Below are 24,532 nucleotides of genomic sequence, written 5' to 3'. Positions count from 1 at the left end.
AACCGTGTCTGCCCAAGTCGATCGCTTCGTTCACGACCGCCTGCCGCCACCCGAGCAGCTGCCGGTCTTTCGCTACGACCTGCCCGAGCTGCAGTTTCCCGACCAGCTGAACCTGGTCGAGGAGCTGCTGGACAAGGCGGTCGCCAAGGGCTTCGGCGACAAGCCGATGCTGCGCTCGCCCGCCGGCGTGCTCACCTACGCCCAGGCGGGCGTCGAGGTGAACCGCATCGCCCAGGTGCTCATCGAGGATCTCGGGCTGGTGCCCGGCAACCGCGTGCTGCTGCGCGGCGGCAACTCGGTGTGGATGGCGCTGTCGTGGCTCGCCGTGGTCAAGGCCGGACTGATCGCCGTGGCGACGATGCCGCTGCTGCGCGCCAAGGAGCTGGGCGAGATCATCGAGAAATCGCAGCCTGTGGCCGCGCTGTGCGAAGGCCGCCTGCTCGAAGAGCTGGTGACGGCACAACAGGCGCACCCCGTGCTCGCGACGGTGATCGCCTTCAACCAGCCCGACGCACCCGATTCGCTGTCGGCGCGCGCCGCAGGCAAGAGCGGCGTGTTCCGGGCCTGCCCCACGGCGGCCGACGACATCGCGCTGCTCGCGTTCACCTCAGGCACCACGGGCAAGCCCAAGGCGCCCGTCACCACGCATCGCGACGTCGTCGCCATGTGCCAGACCTGGCCACGCCACGTGCTGCGCGCGCGCAGCGACGACATCGTGGTCGGCACACCGCCGCTGGCCTTCACCTTCGGGCTCGGCGGCCTGCTGATCTTCCCGATGTGGGCCGGCGCGTCGGTGTACTTTCCCGAGGGAGCGTTCTCGCCCGAGGCGCTCGTGAAGCTCATCAACGAGGTCGGCGCGACCATCTGCTACACCGCGCCCACCTTCTATCGCCAGATGGCGCCCTTCGTCCGGCAGCACGGGGCGCCGAGCCTGCGCATCTGCGTGAGCGCAGGCGAGGCGCTTCCCGACGCCACGCGCCAACTCTGGAAGGAGACCACCGGCATCGAGATGCTCGACGGCATCGGCGGCACCGAGGTGTTCCACATCTACATCTCGGCCGCCGGCGACGACGTGCGCCGCGGTGCCGTCGGCAAGGCCGTGCCAGGCTTCACGGCCAAGGTGGTCGACGACGACGGCAACGAAGTGCCGCGCGGCACGGTCGGCAAGCTCGCCCTGCAAGGGCCGGTCGGCTGCCGCTACCTCGACGATCCGCGCCAGGCGGCCTACGTGAAGAACGGCTGGAACTACCCCGGCGATTCCTTCGTGCAGGACGACGACGGCTACTTCTTCTACCAGGCGCGTGCGGACGACATGATCATCACCGCCGGCTACAACGTCGGCGGCCCGGAGGTCGAGGACGCGCTGCTCAAGCACCCGGCCGTGGCCGAGTGCGGCGTGATCGGCAAGCCTGACACCGACCGCGGCATGATCGTGAAGGCCTTCTGCGTGCTCAAGCCCGGCAACACCGGCGACGCCGCGATGGTGAAGGCCCTCCAGGACCACGTGAAAGCCACCATCGCCCCCTTCAAGTACCCGCGGGAGATCGAGTTCGTGACGGCGCTGCCGCGCACCGAAACCGGCAAACTCCAGCGCTTCAAATTGAGACAACTCAACAGCGAGACACCATCATGACGAACAAGATCATTCAGCCCCCGGGCTGGTTGCCCCCGAAGGGCTATGCAAACGGCATCGCCGCGCGCGGCACGCAAGTGTTCGTCGGCGGCCAGATCGGCTGGAATGCCCAGCAGCAATTCGAGTCCGACGACTTTATCGACCAGTGCGGCCAGGCGCTGCGCAACATCGCCGAGGTGCTGCGCGAAGCCGGTGCTGCCCCTGAACACATGGTGCGCATGACCTGGTACGTGACGGACCGCGACGAATACAGCCGTCGCCTGTCCGAGCTCGGCCCGGTCTACCGCGACGCACTGGGCCGCAACTTCCCGGCGATGACCTGCGTGCAGGTCGCGGCGCTGGTGGAGCACCGTGCGAAGGTGGAGATCGAGGTGACGGCGGTCATTCCGGACTGATCCGGCTCCTCACGCGCTACTGCTGCGCACGGTCTCGAGCCGGTCTCTTGCGAGGCCGGCCCAGAAACGGAAAAGCCCTCTTCGCGAGGGCTTTTTCTTGATCGAATTTCGACCGGAAATTACCAAAAGAATTTGGCCAAAGAAAAAGGCCCTTTGATTTCTCAAAGGGCCTTTAATTTGGTTGCGCGAGCAAGATTTGAACTTGCGACCTTTGGGTTATGAGCCCAACGAGCTACCAGGCTGCTCCATCGCGCGGCAGACTTAAATTATAGCTTATTCAGCAGCGTTTTGCTCGGCGGCTGCATCTTTAATTTCAGCACGGTCGACCAGCTCGACGAGCGCCATCGGGGCGTTGTCGCCCACGCGGAAGCCCATCTTCAGGATGCGGGTGTAGCCGCCCGGACGCGCTGCGAAACGCGGGCCGAGTTCGCCGAAGAGCTTCACGACGGCGTCGCGGTTACGCAGGCGGTCGAAAGCCAGGCGCTTGTTGGCGAGCGTGGGCTTCTTGGCCAGGGTGATCATCGGCTCGATGACGCGGCGCAGTTCCTTGGCCTTGGGGACCGTGGTCTTGATGACTTCGTGCTCGATGAGCGAGTTCATCATGTTCTGCAGCATCGCGAGGCGGTGCGAGCTGGTGCGGTTGAGTTTGCGGAGTCCGTGTCCGTGACGCATGGTGCTTTCCTTTACTTTATAAAAACAGACAGCCGTATCAGGTACTGTCCGGTGCACTGGCCCTTTTCAGGGGGCCGATTTTTCAAAAATTCAAATCAACGCTTGTCGAGACCAGCCGGCGGCCAGCTTTCGAGCTTCATGCCAAGGGTGAGACCGCGCGAGGCGAGCACTTCCTTGATTTCGTTGAGCGACTTGCGACCCAGGTTCGGGGTCTTGAGCAGTTCGTTCTCGGTGCGCTGGATCAGATCACCGATGTAGTAGATGTTTTCGGCCTTCAGGCAGTTGGCCGAACGCACCGTCAGTTCGAGTTCGTCGACAGGGCGCAGCAGGATCGGATCGAATTGCTGGGCGCTGCGCGGGGCGGGTGCATCGAATGCAGCGAGTTCGCCGCCTTCGAGCTGCGCAAACACGGCGAGCTGTTCAACCAGAATTTTAGCCGATGCGCGAACCGCATCTTCGGCGCTGATGGCACCGTTGGTTTCGATCTCGACCAGCAGCTTGTCCAGGTCGGTACGCTGTTCGACACGGGCGCTTTCGACGGTGTAGCTCACGCGCTTCACGGGCGAGAACGACGCATCGAGAACGATACGGCCGATCGACTTGGTCGGCTCGTCCGCATAGCGGCGCATCGTGCCGGGCACGTAGCCGCGACCCTTTTCGACCTTGATCTGCATGTCGAGCTTGCCGCCTTGCGACAGGTGCGCGATCACGTGGTCAGGGTTGATGATCTCGACGTCGTGCGGGGTCTGGATGTCCGATGCGAGGACCGGGCCTTCGCCGTCCTTGCGCAGGCTCAGCGTGACTTCGTCGCGGTTGTGGAGCTTGAACACCACACCCTTGAGATTCAGCAGGATGTTGACGACATCTTCTTGCACGCCGTCGATCGACGAGTACTCATGCAGAACGCCAGCGATCGTGACTTCGGTGGCCGAGTAGCCGACCATGGACGACAGCAGAACGCGACGCAGCGCGTTGCCGAGCGTGTGGCCGTAGCCGCGCTCGAAAGGCTCGAGCGTGACCTTGGCCTTGTTGGCGGCAAGTTGCTCGACCTGGATGGTCTTGGGTTTCAGCAGGGTGGTTTGCATGCAGACTTCCTCTCAATACCCCCGGCTCGTTACACCGGTAAGGCTGGTGAAGCGCCTGATCCGCAACAGAGTGCGGAACAGGAACGTGAACAACAATATCAATCTCCCGCCGGCGCAAGGACGCGCAGGCGGGTAGAGAAAATCAACGCGAATACAGTTCGACGATCAGCGATTCGTTGATGTCGGCTGCGAATTCGTCGCGATCCGGGACCTTCTTGAAGGTGCCTTCGGCCTTGTCGGCGTTCACATCGACCCAGGCCGGCATGCCGACTTGTTGGGCGAGTTGCAGCGCTTCGACAATGCGGTTCTGCTTCTTCGACTTTTCGCGCACGGCGATCACGTCACCGGTCTTGACCAGGTACGACGGGATGTTGACCGACTGGCCGTTCACGGTGATCGCCTTGTGCGACACGAGCTGGCGTGCTTCGGCGCGCGTCGAGCCGAAGCCCATGCGATAGACCACGTTGTCCAGGCGCGACTCGAGGATGAACAGCAGGTTGGCGCCGGTGTTGCCACGGCGGCGATCGGCTTCTTCGAAGTAGCGGCGGAATTGCTTCTCGAGCACGCCGTACATGCGCTTGACCTTCTGCTTCTCACGCAGCTGCAGACCGTAGTCGGAGGTGCGCTGACCCGAGGTGCGACCGTGCTGGCCGGGCTTGGAGTCGAACTTGGCCTTGTCCTGGATCGAACGGCGGGCGCTCTTCAGGAACAGGTCGGTGCCTTCACGGCGGGAAAGTTTGGCCTTGGGGCCGAGGTAACGTGCCACGGTATTTCCTTGGTGTCATCTGCCGCAGTTGCCTGCGGGAGCCGTCGGCGGAGGTGCCGATGGCGGTGGGCTTAGTGAAAAAACAAATGCGCAGCCGCTCGAAAGCTGGCTGCGCCTTGCGGACTGACGATCAGATGCGGCGACGCTTCTGGGGACGGCAGCCGTTGTGCGGAACGGGCGTCACGTCGGCAATGGAATTGATCCGGATGCCGAGCGCAGCCAGTGCGCGCACCGACGACTCGCGACCGGGGCCAGGGCCCTTGATCTCGACGTCGAGGTTCTTGATACCTTGTTCGACAGCAGCACGGCCGGCCACTTCGGAAGCGACCTGCGCAGCGAAGGGGGTCGACTTGCGCGAGCCCTTGAAGCCCTGGCCACCCGACGAAGCCCACGACAGGGCGTTGCCCTGGCGATCGGTGATCGTGATGATGGTGTTGTTGAACGAGGCATGCACGTGGGCGATACCGTCCGCAACGTTCTTGCGAACCTTCTTGCGAACGCGCTGTGCGGCGTTGTTTGCAGGTGCTTTAGCCATGCTTGTCTATCCTTATTTCTTCAGGGACTGCGCAGCCTTGCGCGGACCCTTGCGGGTGCGGGCGTTGGTGCGCGTGCGCTGGCCGCGCATCGGCAGGCCGCGACGGTGACGGAAGCCGCGATAGCAGCCGATGTCCATCAAACGCTTGATGTTCATCGTCGTCTCGCGACGCAGATCGCCTTCGATCGTGAACAGAGCGATCTGGTCGCGGATCTTCTCGAGATCGGCGTCGGTCAGATCCTTGATCTTCTTCGAATATTCGATGCCGCTCGCTTCGCAGATCTGACGGGCGCGGGTGCGACCGATACCGAAAATGGCGGTCAGGCCGATTTCAGCGTGCTTGTGCGGCGGGATGTTGATGCCAGCAATACGTGCCATGTGCGTCCTCTAATACTCTTCAATCAACCCTGGCGCTGCTTGTGGCGCGGGTCGGTGCAAATCACACGCACCACACCTTTACGGCGGATGACCTTGCAATTACGGCAGATGGTTTTGACCGAAGCCGAAACTCTCATTTCATTCTCCTAAAACTGTTTAACGTGGCGGTACACCGCCCACACCCAAATTCTCAATACTGAAACTCACGGCCCTACGATGTCTTGAAGTTCGCCTTCTTCAGCAGCGATTCGTACTGCTGGGACATCATGTAGTTTTGCACCTGGGCCATGAAGTCCATCGTGACGACCACGATGATCAGCAGGGAGGTACCACCGAAGTAGAACGGGACGTTGTACTTCAGGATCAGGAACTCGGGCAGCAGGCAAACGAAGGTGATGTACACCGCGCCGGCCAACGTCAGGCGAACCAGAATCTTGTCGATATAGCGAGCGGTCTGGTCACCCGGGCGAATGCCTGGAATGAACGCACCACTCTTCTTCAGGTTGTCGGCCGTTTCCTTGCTGTTGAACACGAGTGCCGTGTAGAAGAAGCAGAAGAAAACGATCGCGGCAGCGTACAGCAGCACATAGATCGGCTCGCCCGGGCGCAGTGCGCTGGCGATGTCCTTGATCCAGCGGAAACCACCGTCACCGGCGCTGAACCAGCCCACCACCGTTGCCGGCAGCAGAATGATCGACGACGCGAAGATCGGAGGAATCACACCAGCCATGTTCAGCTTCAGGGGCAGGTGCGACGACTGACCGCCGTAGACCTTGTTGCCAACCTGGCGTCGCGCATAGTTCACGAGGATCTTGCGCTGACCGCGTTCCACGAACACCACGAAGTAGGTGACCAGCACCACGACAGCGATGATGAAGAGCGCGACGATGGGGTTCATCGCACCGGTCGTCACCAGCGAAGCCAAGCCACCGATGGCGCCCGGAAGACCAGCCGCGATACCTGCAAAGATCAGGATCGAGATGCCGTTGCCCAGGCCGCGTTCGGTGATCTGTTCGCCGAGCCACATCAGGAACATCGAACCAGCAGTCAGGCTCACCATGGCGGTCAGGCGGAAGCCGAAACCGGGGGCGATCACCAGACCGGCCGACGATTCGAGGGCCACTGCGATGCTGAACGACTGGAACAGAGCCAGGCCAAGCGCGCCATAGCGCGTGTACTGCGTGATCTTGCGGCGACCGGCCTCGCCTTCCTTCTTCAATTGCTCGAAGCTGGGAAGCACGTAGGTCATCAGCTGCATGATGATCGACGCCGAGATGTACGGCATGATCCCCAACGCGAACACGGTGAAACGCGACAGCGCTCCGCCCGAGAACATGTTGAACAGGCTCAGAATGCCGCCCTGTTGGCCCTGGAACAACGCTGCCAGCTGGTCCGGGTTGATACCCGGCACAGGAATGTGCGCGCCAATCCGATAGACCACGAGCGCGAGCAGCAAAAAGACCAGCCGACGACGAAGGTCGCCGAACTTGCCTGTTTTTGCGATCGTTGCCGCGTTAGTTGCCACGAAGAACTTCTTTCAGTCCGATGGTGATCAGGCGAGGCTGCCGCCGGCTGCTTCGATCGCAGCCTTGGCACCAGCGGTCGCACCCACGCCCGTCAGCTTGACGGCCTTGGTGAGTTCGCCGGTCTTGATGATCTTGACGACCTTGGCGAGCTGGCCCACGAGGCCGGCTTGCTTCAGTGCCAGGACATCGACTTCGGCCAGGCCGAGCTGCTCGAGAGCAGTCAGCGTGACTTCGGCGTTGTACTTCAGCAGTTGCGACTTGAAGCCACGCTTCGGCAGACGACGCTGCAGCGGCATTTGACCGCCTTCGAAGCCGACCTTGTGGAAACCGCCTGCGCGCGACTTCTGGCCCTTGTGACCGCGACCCGAGGTTTTGCCCAGGCCGGAACCGATACCGCGGCCGACGCGACGCTTGGCGTGCTTGGCGCCAGCTGCCGGCTTGATGCCATTGAGTTCCATATCAGTCTCTCTTACAGAACTTTGACCAGATAACTGATCTTGTTGATCATGCCGCGCACTGCGGGCGTGTCTTGCAGCTCGCTCACGCTGTTGAGCTTGCGCAGGCCGAGGCCACGCACGGTCGCGCGATGCGATTCCTTGGTGCCGATCGGGCTCTTCACCAGCTGCACCTTGAGGGTTTGTTGTTGCGTCATTTGAATGCTTCCTTCAGCCTTGCGAGAGCTTGCGCTCAGGCGAAGATTTCTTCGACGGTGAGGCCGCGCTTGGCAGCCACCTGGCCGGCGGTCGTCGAGTTCTTCAACCCGTCGAGCGTGGCGCGAACCATGTTGTAGGGGTTCGACGAACCATGGCTCTTGGCCACGATGTCGGTGATGCCCATGACTTCGAACACGGCGCGCATCGGGCCGCCGGCGATGATGCCGGTACCCTTGGGAGCCGGGTACATCACGACGGTGGCAGCACCGTGGTGACCTTGCACCTGGTGGTGCAGCGTACCGTTCTTGATCGGAGCCTTGAACAGGTTGCGACGGGCTTCTTCCATTGCCTTCTGCACGGCAGCCGGCACTTCCTTCGACTTGCCCTTGCCCATGCCGACGCGGCCATCGCCGTCACCGACCACGGTCAGCGCTGCGAAACCGAGGATACGACCACCCTTCACCACCTTGGTGACGCGGTTGATCGCGATCATCTTCTCGCGCAAACCGTCCTCAGGACCTTCGTTCTGCGTTCTTGCTTGAATCTTTGCCATTTTGAATCTCGTGTCCGATTAGAACTGCAGACCGGCTTCGCGGGCTGCCTCGGCCAGCGCCTTGACGCGGCCGTGGTAGGCGAAACCTGCGCGATCGAAAGCGACCTTCTCGACGCCGGCAGCCTTCGCCTTTTCAGCGATGCGCTTGCCGATGGCGGTGGCAGCGGCGGCATTGCCACCCTTGCCCGAGGCGCCGAGTGCTGCGCGCACTTCGGCTTCGGCGGTCGATGCGGTTGCGATCACCTTGGTGCCGTCGTCGGAAATGACGGTGGCATAGATGTGCAGGTTGGTGCGGTTCACCGTGAGGCGGGCCACGCCCTGCGTCGCGATGCGGATGCGGGTCTGGCGCGAGCGGCGAAGACGCTGTGCTTTTTTGGTCAACATCATTTTGCTGCCCCTTACTTCTTCTTGGTCTCTTTGATCACGATCTTCTCGTCCGCATAGCGGATGCCCTTGCCCTTGTAGGGCTCTGGCGGACGAACAGCGCGGATCTCAGCAGCGATCTGGCCGACGCGTTGGCGATCGGCACCCTTGATCACGACTTCGGTCGGGGTCGCGGTGGTCACCGTGATGCCTTGCGGCATGTCGATGTTGACCGGGTGCGAGTAACCGACTTGCAGGTTCAGCTTGGCGCCGGACGCTGCAGCCTTGTAGCCGACGCCGACCAGACTGAGCTTCTTCTCGAAGCCCTTGGTCACGCCAACCACCATGTTGTTCACCAGCTGGCGAACCGTGCCGCTCATCGCGTTGGCTTCACGCGATTCGTTGGCGGGCTCGAAGCTCAGCTTGCCGTCCTTGTTGACGACATTCACCAGCGCATTGCGAGCCAGGCTGAGCGTACCGCCCGTGCCCTTGACGCTGATCTGGTCTTCCTTGATCGACACATCCACGCCTGCGGGGATGGTGACCGGCATTTTTCCTACTCGGGACATTTCAGTAACTCCTCGATGTCTCGGTTAGGCGACGTAGCACAGAACTTCGCCGCCGACACCGGTGGCGCGCGCCTTGCGGTCGGTCATCACGCCCTTGGGGGTCGTGACGATCGCAACGCCGAGGCCGTTCTGGACTTGCGGAATGGAAGTGCTGGCCTTGTAGACGCGCAGGCCAGGACGGCTCACGCGCTCAATGCGCTCGATGACCGGACGGCCAGCGTAGTACTTCAGCGAGATTTCAAGTTCGCTCTTGCCGGCTTCGGTCTTGACCTGGAAACCGTCGATGTAACCCTCGTCCTTCAGGACTTGTGCGATCGCGATCTTCACTTTCGAAGACGGGACCGACACGGTGGGCTTCGCCACCATCTGCGCGTTACGGATACGCGTCAGCAGGTCGGCAATGGGATCACTCATGCTCATGTTGTTTGCTCCTGCCTGGCTTACCAGCTGGCCTTGGTGACACCGGGGATGTCGCCATTGAAAGCCAGTTCGCGGATCTTGGCGCGAGCCAGACCGAATTGACGGAAGGTGCCACGGGGGCGACCGGTGATTTCGCAACGGTTGCGCTGGCGCGTGGGGTTCGCGTTGCGCGGGAGCTTCTGCAGGGCCAGGCGGGCCGCTGCGCGCTCTTCGTCGCTCTTCTTCGCGTCGTTGGAAGCTGCCTTCAGTTCTGCGTGCTTCGCAGCGAACTTGGCAACCAGCTTGTCGCGCTTGAGTTCGCGCTGGATCAAAGATGCTTTAGCCACAGATCACCTCAGTTCTTGAACGGGAAACGGAAGCCAGCGAGAAGCGCCTTGGCTTCTTCGTCGGTCTTGGCCGTCGTCGTGATGCTGATATTGAGACCGCGCAGGGCGTCGACCTTGTCGTATTCGATCTCAGGGAAAATGATCTGCTCTTTGACGCCGATGTTGTAGTTGCCGCGGCCGTCGAATGCGCGACCCGAGATACCACGGAAGTCACGCACGCGGGGCAGGGCCACGGTGACGAAACGGTCCAGGAACTCGTACATGTGCACGCCACGCAGCGTGACCATGCAGCCGATCGGCTGGTTTTCGCGGATCTTGAAGCCGGCAATAGCCTTCTTCGACTTGGTGACCACGGGCTTCTGGCCAGCGATCTTGGTCAGGTCGGCGACGGCGTTGTCGAGGACCTTCTTGTCGGCGACTGCTTCACCCACACCCATGTTCAGGGTGATCTTGGTGAGACGCGGAACTTGCATCGGCGACGTGTAGCCGAACTTTTCCGTCAGGTCTTTCGCGATCTTTTCGCGATAGTGTTGTTGGAGACGTGCCATGTGAGTACCTCTTAGGCGAACTTGATTTCGTCGCCGCTGGACTTGAAGACGCGAACCGCGACGCGCTTGCCGTCAGCACCTTCGGAGATCTTGATGCCCACGCGATCGGCCTTGCCGGTCGCGGCATTGAAGATCGCCACGTTGGATTGGTGAATCGGCATGGCCTTCTCGACGATGCCACCGGTCGTGCCCTTGAGGGGGTTCGGCTTGGTGTGCTTCTTGACGAGGTTGATGCCGTCGACGATCACATGCGAGTCGTCTGCGCGCAGCGACACGGTGCCGCGCTTGCCCTTGTCACGACCGGCCAACACGATGACCTGGTCGCCTTTGCGAATCTTGTTCATGGCGTTGTGTCCTTAGAGAACTTCGGGGGCCAGCGACACGATCTTCATGAACTTCTCGGTGCGCAGTTCGCGCGTGACCGGTCCGAAGATGCGGGTGCCGATGGGCTCCAGCTTGGCGTTGAGCAGAACGGCGGCATTGCCGTCGAACTTGACGAGCGAGCCGTCGGCGCGACGGATGCCCTTGGCGGTGCGGACCACCACTGCGCTGTAGATCTCGCCCTTCTTGACGCGACCACGCGGAGCGGCTTCCTTGATGCTGACCTTGATGACGTCGCCCACGCTGGCGTAACGCCGCTTGGAGCCACCGAGCACCTTGATACACAGGACGGATTTCGCGCCCGTGTTGTCGGCCACTTCGAGCCGGGATTCAGTTTGGATCATTTCTTGATATTCCCAACTTGTACCGATGCGCCTCCAGGAGGGAAACGCCGCGGTCAGTCTTGGGCCCGTCGTCCACGCCTCGAACCACTCGAGACGCTTCCGCTTTGGGCTGAAAGCTTCGCCTTTTGAAAGCGAAGCCCGCGATTGTGGCACCCAACTCAAGGGATGTCAACTGCCCTACTACACCATCACCGGCTGCCGCTAGACTTTGTGGCGTGCGCGCCCCTATTCACCCCCCCGTTCCGCCGTCTTCGCCGCTGCGCCGACGCGTGCTGGTGGGCGGCGCGGGCCTGTTGGGGCTGGGATTCGGCCTCGGCGGATGCCGCAGTGCGGCACCGCCGGCTCCGGACACCGGCCGGCTGCAGCGCCTGGCGGAAGCCCGCTGGGCACATCGACGCTCCATAGAGAACACCACGGCGGGCGGCCTGTCAGGCATCGACTACGACCCGATCAAAGGTGAGTACCTGCTTCTCAGCGATGATCGGTCGGACCTGGCGCCTGTGCGCTGCTACACCGCGCAATGGCTCCTTCCGACCGACGTCGCCCCCGAGCCGACCGGCGTTGTTCAGCTGCAACGCCCAGGCGGCGGCCCGTGGCCGGGGCGGCGCCAGGCGGTCACCGGCCTGCCAGTTCCCGACCCCGAAGCCCTGCGGCTGCGCCCCTCGACCGGCACCCTGCTCTGGACGAGCGAAGGCGACATCGCCCGCGGTTTCGGCCCTGCGCTGCATGAATCAGGCCGCGACGGCCGCTTCCTGCGCGAATTCGCGCTGCCGGCGATGTTCGCACCGGACCCGACCCAGCGCCGCGGCCCGCGCGACAACCTGAGCTTCGAAGGCCTGGCCCTCACGCCCGACGACCGTTCGGCCTGGATCGCGATGGAAAACGCCCTCATCCAGGACGGCCCGGTCCCGACCACCTCCACCCCCGGCGGCCCCTGCCGCTTCACCCAGGTCGACCTGTCGACCGGCCACGCCGTGCGCCAGATCGCCTACGTGCCCGACGCCATCCCGCTGCGCCCGCTCGTGCCGGGCACCTACGCCGACAACGGCGTGAGCGAGGTCCTGATGCTCGACGCCCACCGCATGCTGGTGCTGGAGCGCGCCTACGCCACGGGCGCCGGCAATTCGCTGCGCCTGTACGAGATCGACACCCGGGCCGCCGACGACGTGCTCGCCATCGACGCCCTCTCGCCCGGCAACCACCGCCCCGCCGCCAAGACGCTCGTGGCCGATTTCGCCACCCTCGGCCTGTCGCGCCTCGACAACAGCGAAGGCATGTGCTGGGGCCCGCTGCTGCCCGACGGCCGCCGCCTGCTGGTGGTCGTGAGCGACGACAATTTCAACCCGCTGCAAGTGACGCAGTTCGCCGCCTTCGCCTACACCGACCGACCATGACCATCGCCGTGACCTTCCTGCCCCGCACCGCGCCGGGCCCCCTGCCCCCCATCGCCTTCATCGGCGGCGGCAACATGGCCAGCGCCATCATCGGCGGCCTGATCCAGCAAGGCGCCGCGGCCGATAACTTCGAGGTGGTCGAGCCCTTCGAGGACGCCCGCACCAAGCTGACCCAGTCCTTCGGCATCGTGGCCCAGGCCGAGGCCACGGAGGCCCTCTCGCGCTGCGCCGTGGTGGTGTGGGCGGTCAAGCCACAGACCTTCGCGGAAGCCGCCCGCCCCGTGCGCGCCTTCGCCGGTGACGCCCTGCACCTGAGCGTGGCGGCGGGCATTCCGTCGGACAGCATCGCCCGCTGGCTCGGCACCGAGCGCGTGGTGCGCGCCATGCCCAACACGCCGGCCCTGGTGGGCAAGGGCATGACCGGGCTGTTCGCGCGGCCGGGTGTCGAAGGCGCCGACCGTGCGCGCGTCGGCCAGTTGCTGGCGCCGACCGGCGAGCTGATCTGGGTCGACACCGAACCCGCGCTCGATGCCGTGACCGCCCTGTCGGGCTCGGGCCCGGCCTACGTGTTCTATTTCATCGAGGCGATGACCGAAGCCGGTGTCGAGATGGGCCTCAGCCCCGACCAGGCCCAGCGACTGGCCATCGGCACCTTCACCGGCGCCTCGGCGCTGGCCCACAGCGCGACCGAGCCGCCGTCGGTCCTGCGCGAACGCGTGACCTCCAAGGGCGGCACGACCTACGCGGCCCTGAGCGCACTCGAAGCCGCCGACGTGAAAGGGCAGTTCAAGACCGCGATCCGCGCCGCGCAGAAGCGCGCGGCCGAGCTGGGCGAGGAATTCGGGCGCGGCTGAGCCGGTGAGCCGGCTGGTTACCGGACGGTGTAGCCAGCCACGATGCCCACAAACACCGTGAAGCCCAGCCAGTGGTTTTCGCGGAAAGCCTTGAAGCAGCCCTCGCGCGTGCGGTCATGGATCAGGCGCCAATGCCAGAGCGCCTGAGCCGCCGCCGCGGCGATCCCCAGATAGAAGAGCACCCCCAGCGAACGGCTGGTACCGGCCCAGATCCAGACCGCCAGGAAGATCGCATAGCTCGCCATCACCGCCGCCACATCCAGGCGGCCGAAGGTGATGGCCGAGGTCTTCATGCCGATCTTCAGGTCGTCGTCGCGGTCCACCATCGCGTACTCGGTGTCATAGGCCAGCACCCAGAACAGGTTGCCCGCCAGCAGCCACCAGGCAAATGCCGGCACCGTCGACTGCACCGCGGCAAAGGCCATCGGGATGCCGAAGCTGAAGGCGATGCCCAGCACCGCCTGAGGGATCGACACGAAGCGCTTGGCAAACGGATAGATCAGCGTGATCGCCAGGGCCGCGAACGACCACAGCACCGTCGTGCGATTGGTGGTGAGCACCAGCCCGAAAGACATCAGCGCCAGCACCGCCCCCAGACCCAGCGCCTCCTTGACCGACATCGCACCGCTGGTCACGGGCCGCTGGGCCGTGCGCTTCACATGGCGATCGAAATCGCGGTCGGCCACATCGTTGATGCAGCAGCCCGCGCTGCGCATCAGGAACGTGCCGAGCGTGAACACCACGAGCAGATGCCAGCCGGGCCAGCCGTCGGCCGCGAACCAGAGTGCGCCCAGCGTGGGCCACAGCAACAGCAGCCAGCCGGCCGGCCGGTTCCAGCGGATGAGATCGAGGTAGAGCGCAAAACGGCGGGCGAGAGGCATGCGAACAACAAGGCGGCAGACGTCAAAAGAGCGGCCATTGTGCCGCTCTTGAAGGGGCTCCCGGCACATCATCAGGTGCCGGGAGATCGGGACGACGTCAGTCCTCGAGCAGCGAGCGCAGCATCCAGGCCGTCTGGTCGTGCACCGTGCAGCGTGCGGTCAGCATGTCGGCGGTCGGGTCGTCGCCGGCCTCTTCGGCCACCGGGATGAACTCGCGCGCGATGCGCGACACCGTTTCGTGGCCCTTCACGAGGATGCGCACCATCTCCATCGCCTTCGGCGGGTTCTGCGGCACGTCGGGCACGGTGGCGATCTTGCTGAACTCGGCGTACGAGCCCGGCGCGTAGTGGCCCAGCGCGCGGATGCGCTCGGCGATCACGTCCGTCGAGCCCCACAATTCCGTGTACTGCGTCATGAACATCGCATGCAGCGAGTTGAAGTGCGGCCCCGTCACGTTCCAGTGGAAGTTGTGGGTCGTGAGGTACAGCGTGTAGGTGTCGGCCAGCACGCGGCTCAGGCCTTCGGCAATCGCTGCGCGGTCCTGCCGCTCGATGCCGATGTTGATCAGCGGCGCGTTGCGGCTGCCCGACTCCTGCGCGACGACGGCGCCGCCCTTCTTGGGCACCTTGCCGGCGGAAGCAGCGGGCGACGGGGACTTGGTCTTCTTCGAGGGTTTGGCCATGGCGGAGAGGTCTTTCTTGAAGTTGGGTGAACGACACCGAAATTCTGAAAGCCGGCAGGCGGCTTCGCAACAGCTTCACTCTATCCCAGCGATCAGCGATCCCAAACAGCCCGCACGTAGGCCGAGGCCCCGAATCGCGGACAGCACTCTAGGAGAGTCGCTTGACGCCCGGCAGCTCGCACGCGTAGATCGCGTTGCGCAGCGCCGCGATCGCCTCGTAGCGCGTGAAGGTGCGGCGCCAGGCCAGCACCACGCGGCGCATCGGCGGGTCGCGGTCCTGCGCATCGCGCACGGGCAGGTAGCACACCATCTGCTCGGGCTCCTTGCGACCCTTGACCTTTGGCTTGAGCGCTTCGGCCGGCACCGACAGGCGCGGCACCAGCGTCACGCCCATGCCCGAGGCCACCATGTGCTTGATGGTCTCCAGCGACGAGCCTTCGAAGCTCTTGCGGATGCCCTCGGCGTTGCTCGAGAAGCGCGCGAACTCGGGGCACACCTCCAGCACGTGGTCGCGGAAACAGTGGCCCGTGCCCAGCAGCAGCATGGTCTCGCTCTGCAGTTCTTCGGAGGTGATCGACTCGCGGTCGGCGAACTTGTGCTTCGCGGGCAGCGCCGCCATGAAGGGCTCGTCGTACAGCGGCGCCATCGCCAGGCCCGTGTCGGGAAAGGGCTCGGCCATGATCGCGCAATCGATCTCGCCGGCGCGCAGCATCTCGAGCAGCTTGACCGTGAAGTTCTCCTGCAGCACCAGCGGCATCTGCGGCGTGCGCGCGATCACCTGGCGCACCAGGTCGGGCAGCAGGTACGGGCCGATCGTGTAGATCACGCCCAGGTTCAGCGGACCGGCCAGCGGGTCCTTGCCGCGCTTGGCGATCTCCTTGATGCTGGCGGCCTGGTCGAGCACGCTCTGCGCCTGCTGGACGATCTGCTCGCCGAGCGGCGTCACGGTCACTTCACCGGCGCTGCGCTCGAAGAGCTTGACCTCGAGTTCGTCCTCGAGCTTCTTGATGGCCACCGAAAGCGTCGGCTGGGACACGTAACAGGCCTCGGCCGCCTTGCCGAAATGCCGCTCACGGGCGACTGCGACGATGTATTTGAGTTCGGTGAGAGTCATAGCTTGCGTCAATTATGCGCAAGGGCATGTGACCCGGCTGAGGCGGGGTTAAAAGTCGCGGGCGACGCGGGCAGGACTCCAATCAGTCGGAGCGACTCCAGACCCATTGCTCCGGCCGCCCCCCGTTCGAGGGCATCGGCTCGCCCTGCGTGACAGCCACGCTCACCCGCAGATCCGTCAGGCAGGCCCAGATGCCCGACCGCGGGCACTTCTGGCCGGTGTCCGCAAACAGCAGCTCATCGCGGCGCATGCGCTGCCCTTGGACCTGCGCCGAACCATCGGCCTCCGCGGCGAACGCGATGCGACCGGACGCGGCGCGCTCCGCGAAGATCTCGATGGCACCTTGCAAGGCGATGAAGAAATCCCAATCGGACAGATCCTGCTCCGCCGCAGCGGCAGTGAAGTCGGACTGGTACAGACGTTGATAGCGCTCGGCGTTGTAGTCCAGTTCGAAGAGAACCTGGCCTGTCGCGGCATCCATCAGCCGGAATTGGCTGAAGCCCTGCCGCAAGCGCCCATCGCCATACCGCGAAGGCGCGATCTCGCACCGAAGGACCGGCGGGAGCATGACCACCGAGCCATCGCCGCGCTTCTGGCAGATCTCGAACACGGCGCCGTCGTCACTGCGAAAAACGAATTTCTCGTCGGGCGTCCAGTAGCTGTAGTAGCGCTTGTCGTTCTCGATCGTGTAGCCGCCTTTGACAGGGAGATCGGCGAGCACCGCGGCACCCGGCGGCTTTTCGGCGTCGTCGATCGGGCGCCAATGGCCGGTTGCGGGGTCCAGGTCGATGAGGTCGGAGGCGGTGTGATGGAGGTAGAGCCACATGGGACTGTTTCTTTGCTCGGCTCTCGATACAGCCCAATGGGACCTATCCTTGTCTCAGTCTAGGCACCTGACTCGAGACGCTCCAGCGAGCGATTGGCCCGCGCCCAGTCTGCAAGGTCCTTGGGGTACAGAAGGTGATCACGAAAGCTGCTGTCGTCGATACCGTGGATCAAGCAGACAGCGGCAGCTTCGAACGACCAGTAGCCGTAGTAAGGCATGTACTCGCCTTCGACAGCATGCAAATGCCCATCATGCCAAGGCGCTCCTTCGAAGCTCTTGTACCAGCCGTCGAGATACTCCTTGACCTTTGCACTTGCCTCGTCAGGTGTCTCAACCGTGTAGAAGGCATCGATCAACGGGTCGTACGGGCTGACATGAAAGAAGTCTGTGTTGTCTCGCGGGTCCGAGATGGCTGGCTCGATCAAGGATTCGAAAAGCAGATCGGTTCCCCGATAGCGCTCCGTCCAATGGGCAACTTGCCGGATGGCATCACCGGCACCCAGGAGCACCCCAATACTGATGACATCGATCGCCAATTGAAAGTGGTAAAGGTCTTCAAAATGAAGAGGGGTTCCGTCTTCGCGCAGATCATCACCTGACTCAAGGGCCAACGCTTTGATATGGCTGCGATATGCGTCGTGCCATTGAACCAAGGCATTGACTGCATCTGCGTATAGAGAGTTCAGTTCCTCAACAGTGCACCCACCGGTGTATTTGAGCTTCAAGATGTTGAGTCGCTCTATGAACGTGCTCCCCAAAACTCCGGCGAACTCGACGTCATCCACAGTGATTCCGCTCGAATCAAGCTTGTTGTTCTCCTCGATCAAGAGATTGAGCCATCGAATATTGAGCTTGTAGTACTGCGCTGATAGAAGCTCTTGCCCTTGCTTTGCACGAAATACTGCGGCACTTGACCATCCGAACCTCGCCACCAGGCACCCGGTTCGGGCGCGAGTCAGCGCCTTCCGCCTTCGGCGCGCCCGGCTTGAGATGGGCCAGCGAGTGGTGGGTGCGTGCCCAGTCGGCAAGGTCTTTCGGGTACAGAAGGTGATTGCGAAATGTGCTGTCGTCGATGCCGTGGATCACGCAGACAGCAGCGGCTTCAAACGACCAGTAGCCGTAGTAGGGCATGTACTCGCCTTCGACAGCATGCAAATGCCCGTCATGCCAAGGCGCACCTTCGAAGCTCTTGTACCAGCCGTCGAGATACTCCTTGACCTTTGCACTCGCTTCGTCAGGCGTCTCTACCGTGTAGAAGGCATCGATCAGCGGATCGTAGGGGCTGACATGGAAGAAATCCGCGTTGTCTCGTGGGTCAGGGACTGCTGGCTCGATGAGCGACTCAAAAAGCAAATCGGTCCCTCGTGCACTTTGCATCCAAAGGGCGCTTTGGCGAAGTGCATCGCCATCACCCAGCAGCACCCCCAAGCTCACGACATCGATGGCGATTTGGAAGTGATAGAGATCCTCGAATTCGAATGGCGTCATATCAAGGCGAAGGTCCTCTTCGCGCTTTTTTGCGAGCCATTCGGAATACTCTTGCTCGGCTGTATGCCACTCACCCAAGGCTGTCATCACCTCCCCATACAGGGGGATCAACTCTTCGATGGAACAGCCAGCGGTGTAGTTGAGCTTGAGAATATCCAGGACGTCCTTGAATCTTCCCGCCTCTCCGAATGGTTCGAGATCACCTGCAGCTTTCCGCTGCAAGAGCGATTTTTCCGACTCAGACATCAGGAAACTGAACACCTTCAAATTCAGTGTGTAGTCCTGCTCTTTCAGAAAAGCTTGCCTGCTCTTGACGCGAAATTCTCTCACGACAGACCTCGCGGTTCGCTCATCACGCAACTCAGTCCCAATTTTTGAGCCGAACTGCCCGCGTGGCATCGAATTCTTTGTCACCCCGATCCAACCGTCAAAGCTTCGGGGAAGACTGGTCGATGTCCCACTGCCAGAAAGTGGAGCCATAGCTGCTCCCTTTGACGTTGGGCATGACTTCACCAACCTTGAAGTAGCGACGACTTCCAACCTTGGCAGGCGTCAGCCACCAGCCTGCTTTGGGACAAGGCTCGCCACCGGGCACGCGGTTCGAACGCGAGTCCGAACCTTCCGCCTTCGACGCGCCCGGCTTGAGGCGGGCCAGCGAGTGATTCGTGCGTGCCCAGTCGGCAAGATCCTTCGGGTACAGAAGGTGATTTCGAAATGTGCTGTCGTCGATATCGTGAATCACACAAACGGCGGCAGCTTCGAAGGACCAGTAGCCGTAGTACGGCATGTACTCGCCTTCGACAGCATGCAAGTGCCCGTCATGCCAAGGCGCACCTTCGAAGCTTTTGTACCAGTCGTCGAGATATTCCTTGACCTTTGCACTCGCTTCGTCAGGCGTCTCAACCGTGTAGAAGGCATCGATCAGCGGATCGTAAGGGCTGACATGAAAGAAGTCCGTGTTGTCTCGCGGGTCCGAGACAGCTGGCTCGATCAAGGACTCGAATAGCAGGTCGGTGCCGCGATGTTGCTGGAGCCACTTCGCGATCTGGCGCAGCGCATCCCCATCACCCAGGAGGACTCCGAGGCTGACCACATCCATCGCCAGTTGGAAGTGAGACAAGTCGTCAAAATCCAAAGGCGTTCCGTAGTCGCTCAGCTCCTCGCCCGACTCAACCGCCAATGCCTTGATATAGACACGGTAGGCATCGTTCCACTCGCCCAGCGCCTTCAATACATCTGCATAGACCGGCTTCAGCTCATCGATGGCATCACCCGCGGTGTAGCGAAGCTTCAAGAGATTGAGTTGATCCTTGAATATGCCGCCTTGACCAGCAGGCTCGAGGTCGCCTCGTGCACGAAGGTTGACGACTCCCTGCGCATAAGCTTTTGAACTCTCTGCGAGATCGAAGATATTGAGGAGGTAGTACTGCTCCGTCAGGAATTTCTGTCTTCTCTTGGCGCGGAATTGGTGAGCGGTCATGACGCGGAGTTATCAATTTCTAAAGTTGGCGATATTTCTCGTCATTTGCGAGGTTTGGTGGGCTTGGTGGGTTTTGCGGGCTTGTTGCCTGCAGTTCCATCGCGTTGCGATGTCCCGGTTTTGGCCTGCCGCGCACGCTCACGAGCCTTCACCACTGCGTCAATTGCAGTGGCCTCCCACTCACGTGTGATGCCGTGCTGGGTGTGCGGATGAACCTGAGCATCCGGCTTCCCCATATGGATGTCCGTCAGAGCTTCGGCGTGGTCGAGAGCCCCCTCTGACTCGAAAGTGATAAGCACGACACGACGCGCGGCCGCATACGCCTTGATCGCATTCCCGGCTGCGCGATCAAGGCCTTCAGCAGGGGCTCTGTCGGTCACCCACTCCTTGGACATCTGCACCATCTTGAATTCCACCCCTCGCTTATCTTGACTGTCGCTCAACAGATAGTGCAGCAGCTCATGATCGGGACTCAGGCCTGTGACCTTGGGCATCTTGCCCTTGCTGACGAGGAACTTTCCTAGCCCGTAGGCCGCCCCGATGCTCTCTCGGGCCTTGGCTTCGGTCACGGTGTAGTTCGCGCCGTGCTGCCATACCGCATCCAGCCCCGCATGATTCACCTTCGGGAGGTCGATCAGCCGCAGATTGACCGGCCTCTTGTCTACGTTGAGCTTTCGGACGGTCGCGGGCGACCACTGCCCCTTGAGCTTGTCGTGCGGCCAACTCCCGCGCAACCGCTTCGCCTCGTGGTAATCGGCCATATGCTCGCCCACCAGACCCTTCTCCTGGCTGGCCAGATTCTTGAACGTCTTGCGCAAGAGCTGCTTCGCGGTATGAACCGGCCCACCTCCCCTCCTGGTATCAGTCTCTGCGCGCCCCCCCACAGTCTGCTTTGTCTGCCGCGGCGGCACCTTGCCACGCGGATGAAGCTCGGCCGCGTTGTGCCCGGCCCTGGCTCGCGTGCCCGGATTGGCTGATGCGGTCACCGCGCGCTGCCCCGCCGCCATGACGATGGCTGCGGCCTGCTCACCCAGCAGGTCTTCCAGGAATTCGTAGATCTCCTTGCTGGCGCGCTGCAGCGGGGCCCGAATCTGGCCGCGCATCTTCTTCAGGCTGGGCAACAGTTCCCTGGCAAGCTTTTGCACGGGGTCGGGAATCATCCAGTCTTTCCAGCCGCTCGCAGTCGCAATGAACTCGAGCAGTTCGATGCAGGAGTTCATCGCAAGATCGACTTTCTGGATCGCCTCATTGCTGCGCGCCACCCACTTGCCGAGGAGCTCCTTTCGTATCCATTTGATCGCGCCGCCCTTGCCCAATCCCAGCAGGCCTTCCACGGCTTGCAGGCCGCTGTGAACCGCGCCCTTGACGGCCCGACGCTCTCTCCACAGCGGCTTGAAAACGGTCTTGAACGCACTGCCCACTTCAGGGATGGCGCCGAACGCTGCAAAGCCCAGGTTGACCAGCTGATCCGAGCTGGCCTTGTCGAACCCTCCGCGTTGATTGATCTTGAACAGGGTGCCCGTGATGTCGCGCGCATCCATCACCTGGTCGAGGATCGGAATCAGCGAGATCAGCCCGCCGACGATCTGGGCACCGAAGTGCTGGTCTTCCTCGAAGTCGCCCAGCAGCAGCGTACGAAAGAAGCGCTCGATTTCGCCACGCGTTCCGCTCATGCGCTTTCTCCCTCTCCCGATGTCCAGCCGCCGATCGGAGGTTCTGTGGCCAGCGCCTTTTCGATCAGGGCAACGCCCTGGTCCTTCACGTCCTGCTTTTGAAACTCTGCATCGTTCCTGGTCAGCGGAGGCGCTTTCCAGTCTCGCGCGTCTTCCCCATATTCGACGCGATAACCGCCCTTGGGCACCCCGCGCAGCAGTTTGTAGCCGTCCTGATCGAGCATGCCTTGCAGCACGGCACCGCTATCGAAGGTCACCTTGTAGGTGGCCTGCACCACCGGTGTCAGGTCGTCGTAGGTGTAGTGCAGTTCGAGGTCAGGCGATGTTTCCGTCAGTGCGCCGACGGGCAGGTAGGGCAACTCCGCCGGGCTCCCCTTCGGCCCCACAAAGCTCTTGCTCGTCCCCTTGATATCCAGCAGTGCCGGCATCTTCAAAGTGATGTTCGCCCCGTCCAGCTCGATGCTCGTCTGCCCCCCCTTGAGCGTGATCTTCTGCTGTGCCAGCACATGGATCTCGTCGTTGCTGCTGGTGACCGTGAAGCCTTCCTTGGCCAGCCATTCGAGTTCGTTGGTGTGCGCCTGCACGCTCACCGGCCCCTCTTGCGCAATGACCTGGATGCCGCCTTCGTGGCTGTACAGGCCCACCGATTTGCCAGCCGCCAAACCCACGGTCTTGCCCGCCGCCAGATGAGCCTGCGCTTGCGCGGTCCAGTGAATGGCCTCGCCCGCGAACACGGTGGCGCTGGCAGGCGTGGCCATGTTCAGGCTCATGGCCGCATCGAGCACCATGAGTGGGCGCGCGAAGGCAGGCACGGGGTCTTGCCCTTCACGCGCTCCTGCACCATCGCCGCCGTTCCCACCCTTCGGCTCACGCGCATCCTGTCCGTTGACGTTGCCCGGGTAATGGCCGTTCTTCTGCGGATCGATGTCGTCGATCAGCGGCTGCAGCAGCGCCGTGGCATTCAACGCCAGCGCCTTGGCGCCACCGGCCGCATCAGACAGCTTCTGCGCCTCGCGCAGCGCGCCCGCGAGCTGCCCGCGCACGCTGGTGGTGTCCTGCACGCTGCCCGCCGCGCGTTCCTGGGCCAACGTGGAGATCAGCAGGCCTTCGCCGGCGCGCGTGGCGACCCAGGCGTCGGAGCGCAGCTCGGCGCCGCTGCCGCGCCAGGCGCCGCGGCTGCTCTCGTCGGGCGACTGGGCGTTGAGGTGACCCAGGTTCAACTGGCTCGCCGCGTGCGAGCTGGCCAGGCGGGTGCGCACCTGGCCGGGGGCGTCGTCGGCGATCCACTGGTTGTAGCCGCTGCCATCGAGCGCGCGGCTGTGCCAGCCTGAGAGCACGCCCGCATGGTTGGCCGACGAATCGGTGCCGGCCGACCAGGGCGGCAGGTCCTGGCCGTTGTACAGCTGCTGGGCGACGACTGGTCGATCGATGTCGCCTTCGATGAAGGACACGAGCACTTCGGAACCCACACGCGGCAGGTGGTGCGCGCCCCAGTTCGGGCCGGCCACGGGGGCGGCCACGCGCAACCAGACCGACTGGCGGTTGCTCGCATGGCGACCGGCGGCCACCAGGCTGCCTTGGCCTTGGCCTTGCCCCGGTCCTTGTTGTTGCTGCGCCGTACGCTGGGCCTGCCAATGGAAACGCACCTGCACGCGATGGTCGCGCTGCGTGTGCACGGCGGTGGGGGCTTCGTCGTCATCTGCGCCGACCACGAGCGCGACCATGGCCTCAGGCGCTGTGGGCTTGGGCTGCCACAGCGGCACGACCTGCGCCTCGGCCGGCTGGGCTTCGAAGCTGTTGCGGTAGCTGCCCTTCTCGAGTTCGCCAGCCTCGAGCACCTGCGCAGCCTGCGAGCCGAGGTTGTTGGCCGCTTCGTGGCGCACGCGCAGTGCGAGGAACTGGTTGCCTTCGTAGCGGTCGTGCTGTGTGAGCGTGAAGCGCTCGCCCGCGCCGAGTTGCCGCACGCTGCCTGCCGCGCCGTAGCGCTTGATGCGCGACTCGAACGCCACCAGCTGTTGCTCGGCACGTCGGGCGGCGGCGGCGCTGTCGGCATAGCGTTGGGCGCCGGCGCCGTCGTAGTGCTCCAGCACGGGCACGTCGCCCATGGCGAGTGCGCTTTGCACCGCGCCGGTAGGGGCTTGCAGCATGCTGGCGTCCCACGCGTTGCGCATGACGGCATTGGTGGCGACCTGGCGTCGGCTGCTCCACGCGGTGATGGTGTCGGTCGATTCGGTGGCGTCGACGCGGTGGAAGCGGATCTGCGACAAGGCGCAGTCGGGCGGGGTTGCCGCACGGTCGAAGATCACCAGGCGGTGGTGCGAAGGTGCGCTGTTGTTCGCAGAGCCTGCGTCTCCCTCACTCCCTGTCGACTGCTCATGTTCGAAACGAAAGCTCAGGCCTTCTTCGGCCAGCAGGCGCAGCACGAAGGCCAGGTCCGACTCGCGGTACTGCACGCAGGTGGGCCGCACAGGCATCTCTTGCGTGACTTCGAAAGTGAAGCTGGCGGTGGTGTGGTCGGCGAACACCTCGCTGACGATGTCCTGCACGTTCTTGGCAGCGTACACGAAGCTGTCGCGGCGCAGGCCGAGCGCGGCGAGCCACGGTTGCAGGTGCAGCCGGTAGCGCGCCAGGCCACCGTCACCTCCCAGCGCATCGACCGTCGTGAGGTAGCCGTGCCAGGTGCGAAAGCTGCCATTGGCCAGCAGCAGGCGCAGGCTCAGCTCTTCGCCGATCAGCGCGAAGGGATCGAACTCGCTCGATGTGGCGAGGGTGTCGATGGAGAAGTCGAAGAGTTCGTTGATGCCTTCGGTGCCGGTGAAGCGCTCGACGACGACCGCGTTCTGCGGTGCCGATGCGGGCAGCTGCAGCTTGATGAGCCGCGCCTGCTCCGACAGCCGCGCGACGTTCAGGCCTTCGAGCTTCCATGGCGTGGCGCCGTAGGTCTGCATGACGCTGTTTGACGTACCTGATGACATGGTGATCCACCTCCCTGG

At 63.2% G+C, this 24,532-nt stretch carries 30 protein-coding genes and 1 tRNA gene; 4 read left to right on the top strand and 27 right to left on the bottom strand.

What is annotated here, in order from left to right:
* Positions 1 to 4: 4 nt before the first annotated feature.
* Both D3H34_RS16980 and D3H34_RS16975 read left to right on the top strand, forming a co-directional pair.
* Positions 5 to 1,633 carry an AMP-binding protein gene (locus D3H34_RS16980; RefSeq protein WP_119555018.1) on the top strand — a complete coding sequence of 543 codons (1,629 nt, stop codon included), beginning with the start codon at positions 5 to 7 and terminating at the stop codon, positions 1,631 to 1,633.
* Positions 1,630 to 2,028, top strand: coding sequence for a RidA family protein (locus D3H34_RS16975; protein WP_119555016.1), 399 nt, complete (start codon positions 1,630 to 1,632; stop codon positions 2,026 to 2,028). Before D3H34_RS16980 ends, D3H34_RS16975 begins: the two co-directional genes overlap by 4 nt.
* A gap of 178 nt (positions 2,029 to 2,206) precedes the next feature.
* Here D3H34_RS16975 and D3H34_RS16970 read toward each other — a convergent pair.
* From D3H34_RS16970 to rplN, 18 genes are all read right to left on the bottom strand, one after another.
* Positions 2,207 to 2,283: transfer RNA gene (locus D3H34_RS16970), tRNA-Met, on the bottom strand.
* Positions 2,284 to 2,301: 18 nt separating this feature from the next.
* On the bottom strand, positions 2,302 to 2,700 hold the full coding sequence (rplQ, locus tag D3H34_RS16965) for a 50S ribosomal protein L17 (protein WP_119555014.1): 399 nt from the start codon (positions 2,698 to 2,700) through the stop codon (positions 2,302 to 2,304).
* Between the two features lie 95 nt (positions 2,701 to 2,795).
* Complete coding sequence (locus D3H34_RS16960; protein WP_056576973.1) at positions 2,796 to 3,785, bottom strand: DNA-directed RNA polymerase subunit alpha; 990 nt, start codon at positions 3,783 to 3,785, stop codon at positions 2,796 to 2,798.
* A gap of 142 nt (positions 3,786 to 3,927) precedes the next feature.
* Complete coding sequence (rpsD, locus tag D3H34_RS16955; protein WP_056576976.1) at positions 3,928 to 4,551, bottom strand: 30S ribosomal protein S4; 624 nt, start codon at positions 4,549 to 4,551, stop codon at positions 3,928 to 3,930.
* A gap of 130 nt (positions 4,552 to 4,681) precedes the next feature.
* Positions 4,682 to 5,086, bottom strand: coding sequence for a 30S ribosomal protein S11 (rpsK, locus tag D3H34_RS16950; RefSeq protein WP_009124825.1), 405 nt, complete (start codon positions 5,084 to 5,086; stop codon positions 4,682 to 4,684).
* Between the two features lie 12 nt (positions 5,087 to 5,098).
* Positions 5,099 to 5,464, bottom strand: a complete 366-nt coding sequence (gene rpsM / locus D3H34_RS16945) for a 30S ribosomal protein S13 (RefSeq protein WP_013544105.1) — start codon at positions 5,462 to 5,464, stop codon at positions 5,099 to 5,101.
* A gap of 23 nt (positions 5,465 to 5,487) precedes the next feature.
* Positions 5,488 to 5,601 (bottom strand): 50S ribosomal protein L36, encoded by a 114-nt coding sequence (gene rpmJ, locus D3H34_RS16940; protein ID WP_013544106.1) that lies wholly within the window; start codon positions 5,599 to 5,601, stop codon positions 5,488 to 5,490.
* A gap of 74 nt (positions 5,602 to 5,675) precedes the next feature.
* The gene (gene secY, locus D3H34_RS16935; protein ID WP_119555012.1) at positions 5,676 to 6,989 is read right to left on the bottom strand and encodes a preprotein translocase subunit SecY; all 1,314 of its coding nucleotides are present in this window, start codon (positions 6,987 to 6,989) and stop codon (positions 5,676 to 5,678) included.
* A 27-nt stretch (positions 6,990 to 7,016) separates the two neighbouring features.
* Positions 7,017 to 7,448 (bottom strand): 50S ribosomal protein L15, encoded by a 432-nt coding sequence (gene rplO, locus D3H34_RS16930; protein ID WP_119555010.1) that lies wholly within the window; start codon positions 7,446 to 7,448, stop codon positions 7,017 to 7,019.
* Between the two features lie 11 nt (positions 7,449 to 7,459).
* Positions 7,460 to 7,642 (bottom strand): 50S ribosomal protein L30, encoded by a 183-nt coding sequence (gene rpmD / locus D3H34_RS16925; protein ID WP_019653974.1) that lies wholly within the window; start codon positions 7,640 to 7,642, stop codon positions 7,460 to 7,462.
* A 35-nt stretch (positions 7,643 to 7,677) separates the two neighbouring features.
* Positions 7,678 to 8,196: a 30S ribosomal protein S5 gene (gene rpsE / locus D3H34_RS16920; RefSeq protein ID WP_056576983.1), complete on the bottom strand. Its 519-nt coding sequence runs from the start codon at positions 8,194 to 8,196 to the stop codon at positions 7,678 to 7,680.
* Between the two features lie 18 nt (positions 8,197 to 8,214).
* Positions 8,215 to 8,580, bottom strand: a complete 366-nt coding sequence (rplR, locus tag D3H34_RS16915; protein WP_056577252.1) for a 50S ribosomal protein L18 — start codon at positions 8,578 to 8,580, stop codon at positions 8,215 to 8,217.
* A gap of 14 nt (positions 8,581 to 8,594) precedes the next feature.
* Positions 8,595 to 9,128: a 50S ribosomal protein L6 gene (gene rplF, locus D3H34_RS16910; RefSeq protein WP_119555008.1), complete on the bottom strand. Its 534-nt coding sequence runs from the start codon at positions 9,126 to 9,128 to the stop codon at positions 8,595 to 8,597.
* A 24-nt stretch (positions 9,129 to 9,152) separates the two neighbouring features.
* Positions 9,153 to 9,548: a 30S ribosomal protein S8 gene (gene rpsH, locus D3H34_RS16905; RefSeq protein WP_062474816.1), complete on the bottom strand. Its 396-nt coding sequence runs from the start codon at positions 9,546 to 9,548 to the stop codon at positions 9,153 to 9,155.
* A 20-nt stretch (positions 9,549 to 9,568) separates the two neighbouring features.
* Positions 9,569 to 9,874, bottom strand: a complete 306-nt coding sequence (rpsN, locus tag D3H34_RS16900) for a 30S ribosomal protein S14 (protein WP_119555006.1) — start codon at positions 9,872 to 9,874, stop codon at positions 9,569 to 9,571.
* A gap of 8 nt (positions 9,875 to 9,882) precedes the next feature.
* Positions 9,883 to 10,422, bottom strand: coding sequence for a 50S ribosomal protein L5 (gene rplE / locus D3H34_RS16895; RefSeq protein WP_057593145.1), 540 nt, complete (start codon positions 10,420 to 10,422; stop codon positions 9,883 to 9,885).
* Positions 10,423 to 10,433: 11 nt separating this feature from the next.
* Complete coding sequence (rplX, locus tag D3H34_RS16890) at positions 10,434 to 10,766, bottom strand: 50S ribosomal protein L24 (protein WP_119555004.1); 333 nt, start codon at positions 10,764 to 10,766, stop codon at positions 10,434 to 10,436.
* Positions 10,767 to 10,778: 12 nt separating this feature from the next.
* On the bottom strand, positions 10,779 to 11,147 hold the full coding sequence (gene rplN, locus D3H34_RS16885) for a 50S ribosomal protein L14 (protein WP_009124801.1): 369 nt from the start codon (positions 11,145 to 11,147) through the stop codon (positions 10,779 to 10,781).
* A gap of 215 nt (positions 11,148 to 11,362) precedes the next feature.
* On the opposite strand from rplN, the gene D3H34_RS16880 reads away from it, so the two are divergent.
* Positions 11,363 to 12,541 (top strand): esterase-like activity of phytase family protein, encoded by a 1,179-nt coding sequence (locus D3H34_RS16880; RefSeq protein ID WP_286185828.1) that lies wholly within the window; start codon positions 11,363 to 11,365, stop codon positions 12,539 to 12,541.
* Positions 12,538 to 13,395 (top strand): pyrroline-5-carboxylate reductase, encoded by an 858-nt coding sequence (proC, locus tag D3H34_RS16875; RefSeq protein ID WP_119555002.1) that lies wholly within the window; start codon positions 12,538 to 12,540, stop codon positions 13,393 to 13,395. Before D3H34_RS16880 ends, proC begins: the two co-directional genes overlap by 4 nt.
* A gap of 17 nt (positions 13,396 to 13,412) precedes the next feature.
* Here the strand turns inward: proC and ubiA are convergent, their stop codons facing one another.
* From ubiA to D3H34_RS16830, 9 genes are all read right to left on the bottom strand, one after another.
* The gene (ubiA, locus tag D3H34_RS16870; protein ID WP_119555000.1) at positions 13,413 to 14,276 is read right to left on the bottom strand and encodes a 4-hydroxybenzoate octaprenyltransferase; all 864 of its coding nucleotides are present in this window, start codon (positions 14,274 to 14,276) and stop codon (positions 13,413 to 13,415) included.
* Between the two features lie 97 nt (positions 14,277 to 14,373).
* Positions 14,374 to 14,958, bottom strand: coding sequence for a Dps family protein (locus D3H34_RS16865; protein ID WP_119554998.1), 585 nt, complete (start codon positions 14,956 to 14,958; stop codon positions 14,374 to 14,376).
* Between the two features lie 148 nt (positions 14,959 to 15,106).
* Positions 15,107 to 16,072 (bottom strand): LysR substrate-binding domain-containing protein, encoded by a 966-nt coding sequence (locus D3H34_RS16860; RefSeq protein ID WP_119554996.1) that lies wholly within the window; start codon positions 16,070 to 16,072, stop codon positions 15,107 to 15,109.
* 82 nt (positions 16,073 to 16,154) lie between these two features.
* Positions 16,155 to 16,898: a hypothetical protein gene (locus D3H34_RS16855; protein ID WP_119554994.1), complete on the bottom strand. Its 744-nt coding sequence runs from the start codon at positions 16,896 to 16,898 to the stop codon at positions 16,155 to 16,157.
* A 59-nt stretch (positions 16,899 to 16,957) separates the two neighbouring features.
* Positions 16,958 to 17,725 (bottom strand): PoNe immunity protein domain-containing protein, encoded by a 768-nt coding sequence (locus D3H34_RS16850; RefSeq protein WP_147400458.1) that lies wholly within the window; start codon positions 17,723 to 17,725, stop codon positions 16,958 to 16,960.
* The gene (locus D3H34_RS16845; RefSeq protein WP_119554990.1) at positions 17,700 to 18,866 is read right to left on the bottom strand and encodes a PoNe immunity protein domain-containing protein; all 1,167 of its coding nucleotides are present in this window, start codon (positions 18,864 to 18,866) and stop codon (positions 17,700 to 17,702) included. The genes D3H34_RS16850 and D3H34_RS16845 overlap by 26 nt, the downstream gene beginning before the upstream one ends.
* A complete protein-coding gene (locus D3H34_RS16840) occupies positions 18,814 to 19,866 on the bottom strand; it encodes a PoNe immunity protein domain-containing protein (RefSeq protein ID WP_119554988.1) in 1,053 nt (350 codons plus the stop codon). Before D3H34_RS16840 ends, D3H34_RS16845 begins: the two co-directional genes overlap by 53 nt.
* 41 nt (positions 19,867 to 19,907) lie before the next feature.
* On the bottom strand, positions 19,908 to 21,539 hold the full coding sequence (locus D3H34_RS16835; protein WP_119554986.1) for a hypothetical protein: 1,632 nt from the start codon (positions 21,537 to 21,539) through the stop codon (positions 19,908 to 19,910).
* Positions 21,536 to 24,487 (bottom strand): type VI secretion system Vgr family protein, encoded by a 2,952-nt coding sequence (locus D3H34_RS16830; protein WP_167481226.1) that lies wholly within the window; start codon positions 24,485 to 24,487, stop codon positions 21,536 to 21,538. The genes D3H34_RS16835 and D3H34_RS16830 overlap by 4 nt, the downstream gene beginning before the upstream one ends.
* Positions 24,488 to 24,532 lie beyond the last annotated feature (45 nt).

It is taken from the genome of Acidovorax cavernicola (assembly GCF_003581445.1).
This window is presented reverse-complemented; position numbering and strand designations above follow the sequence as displayed.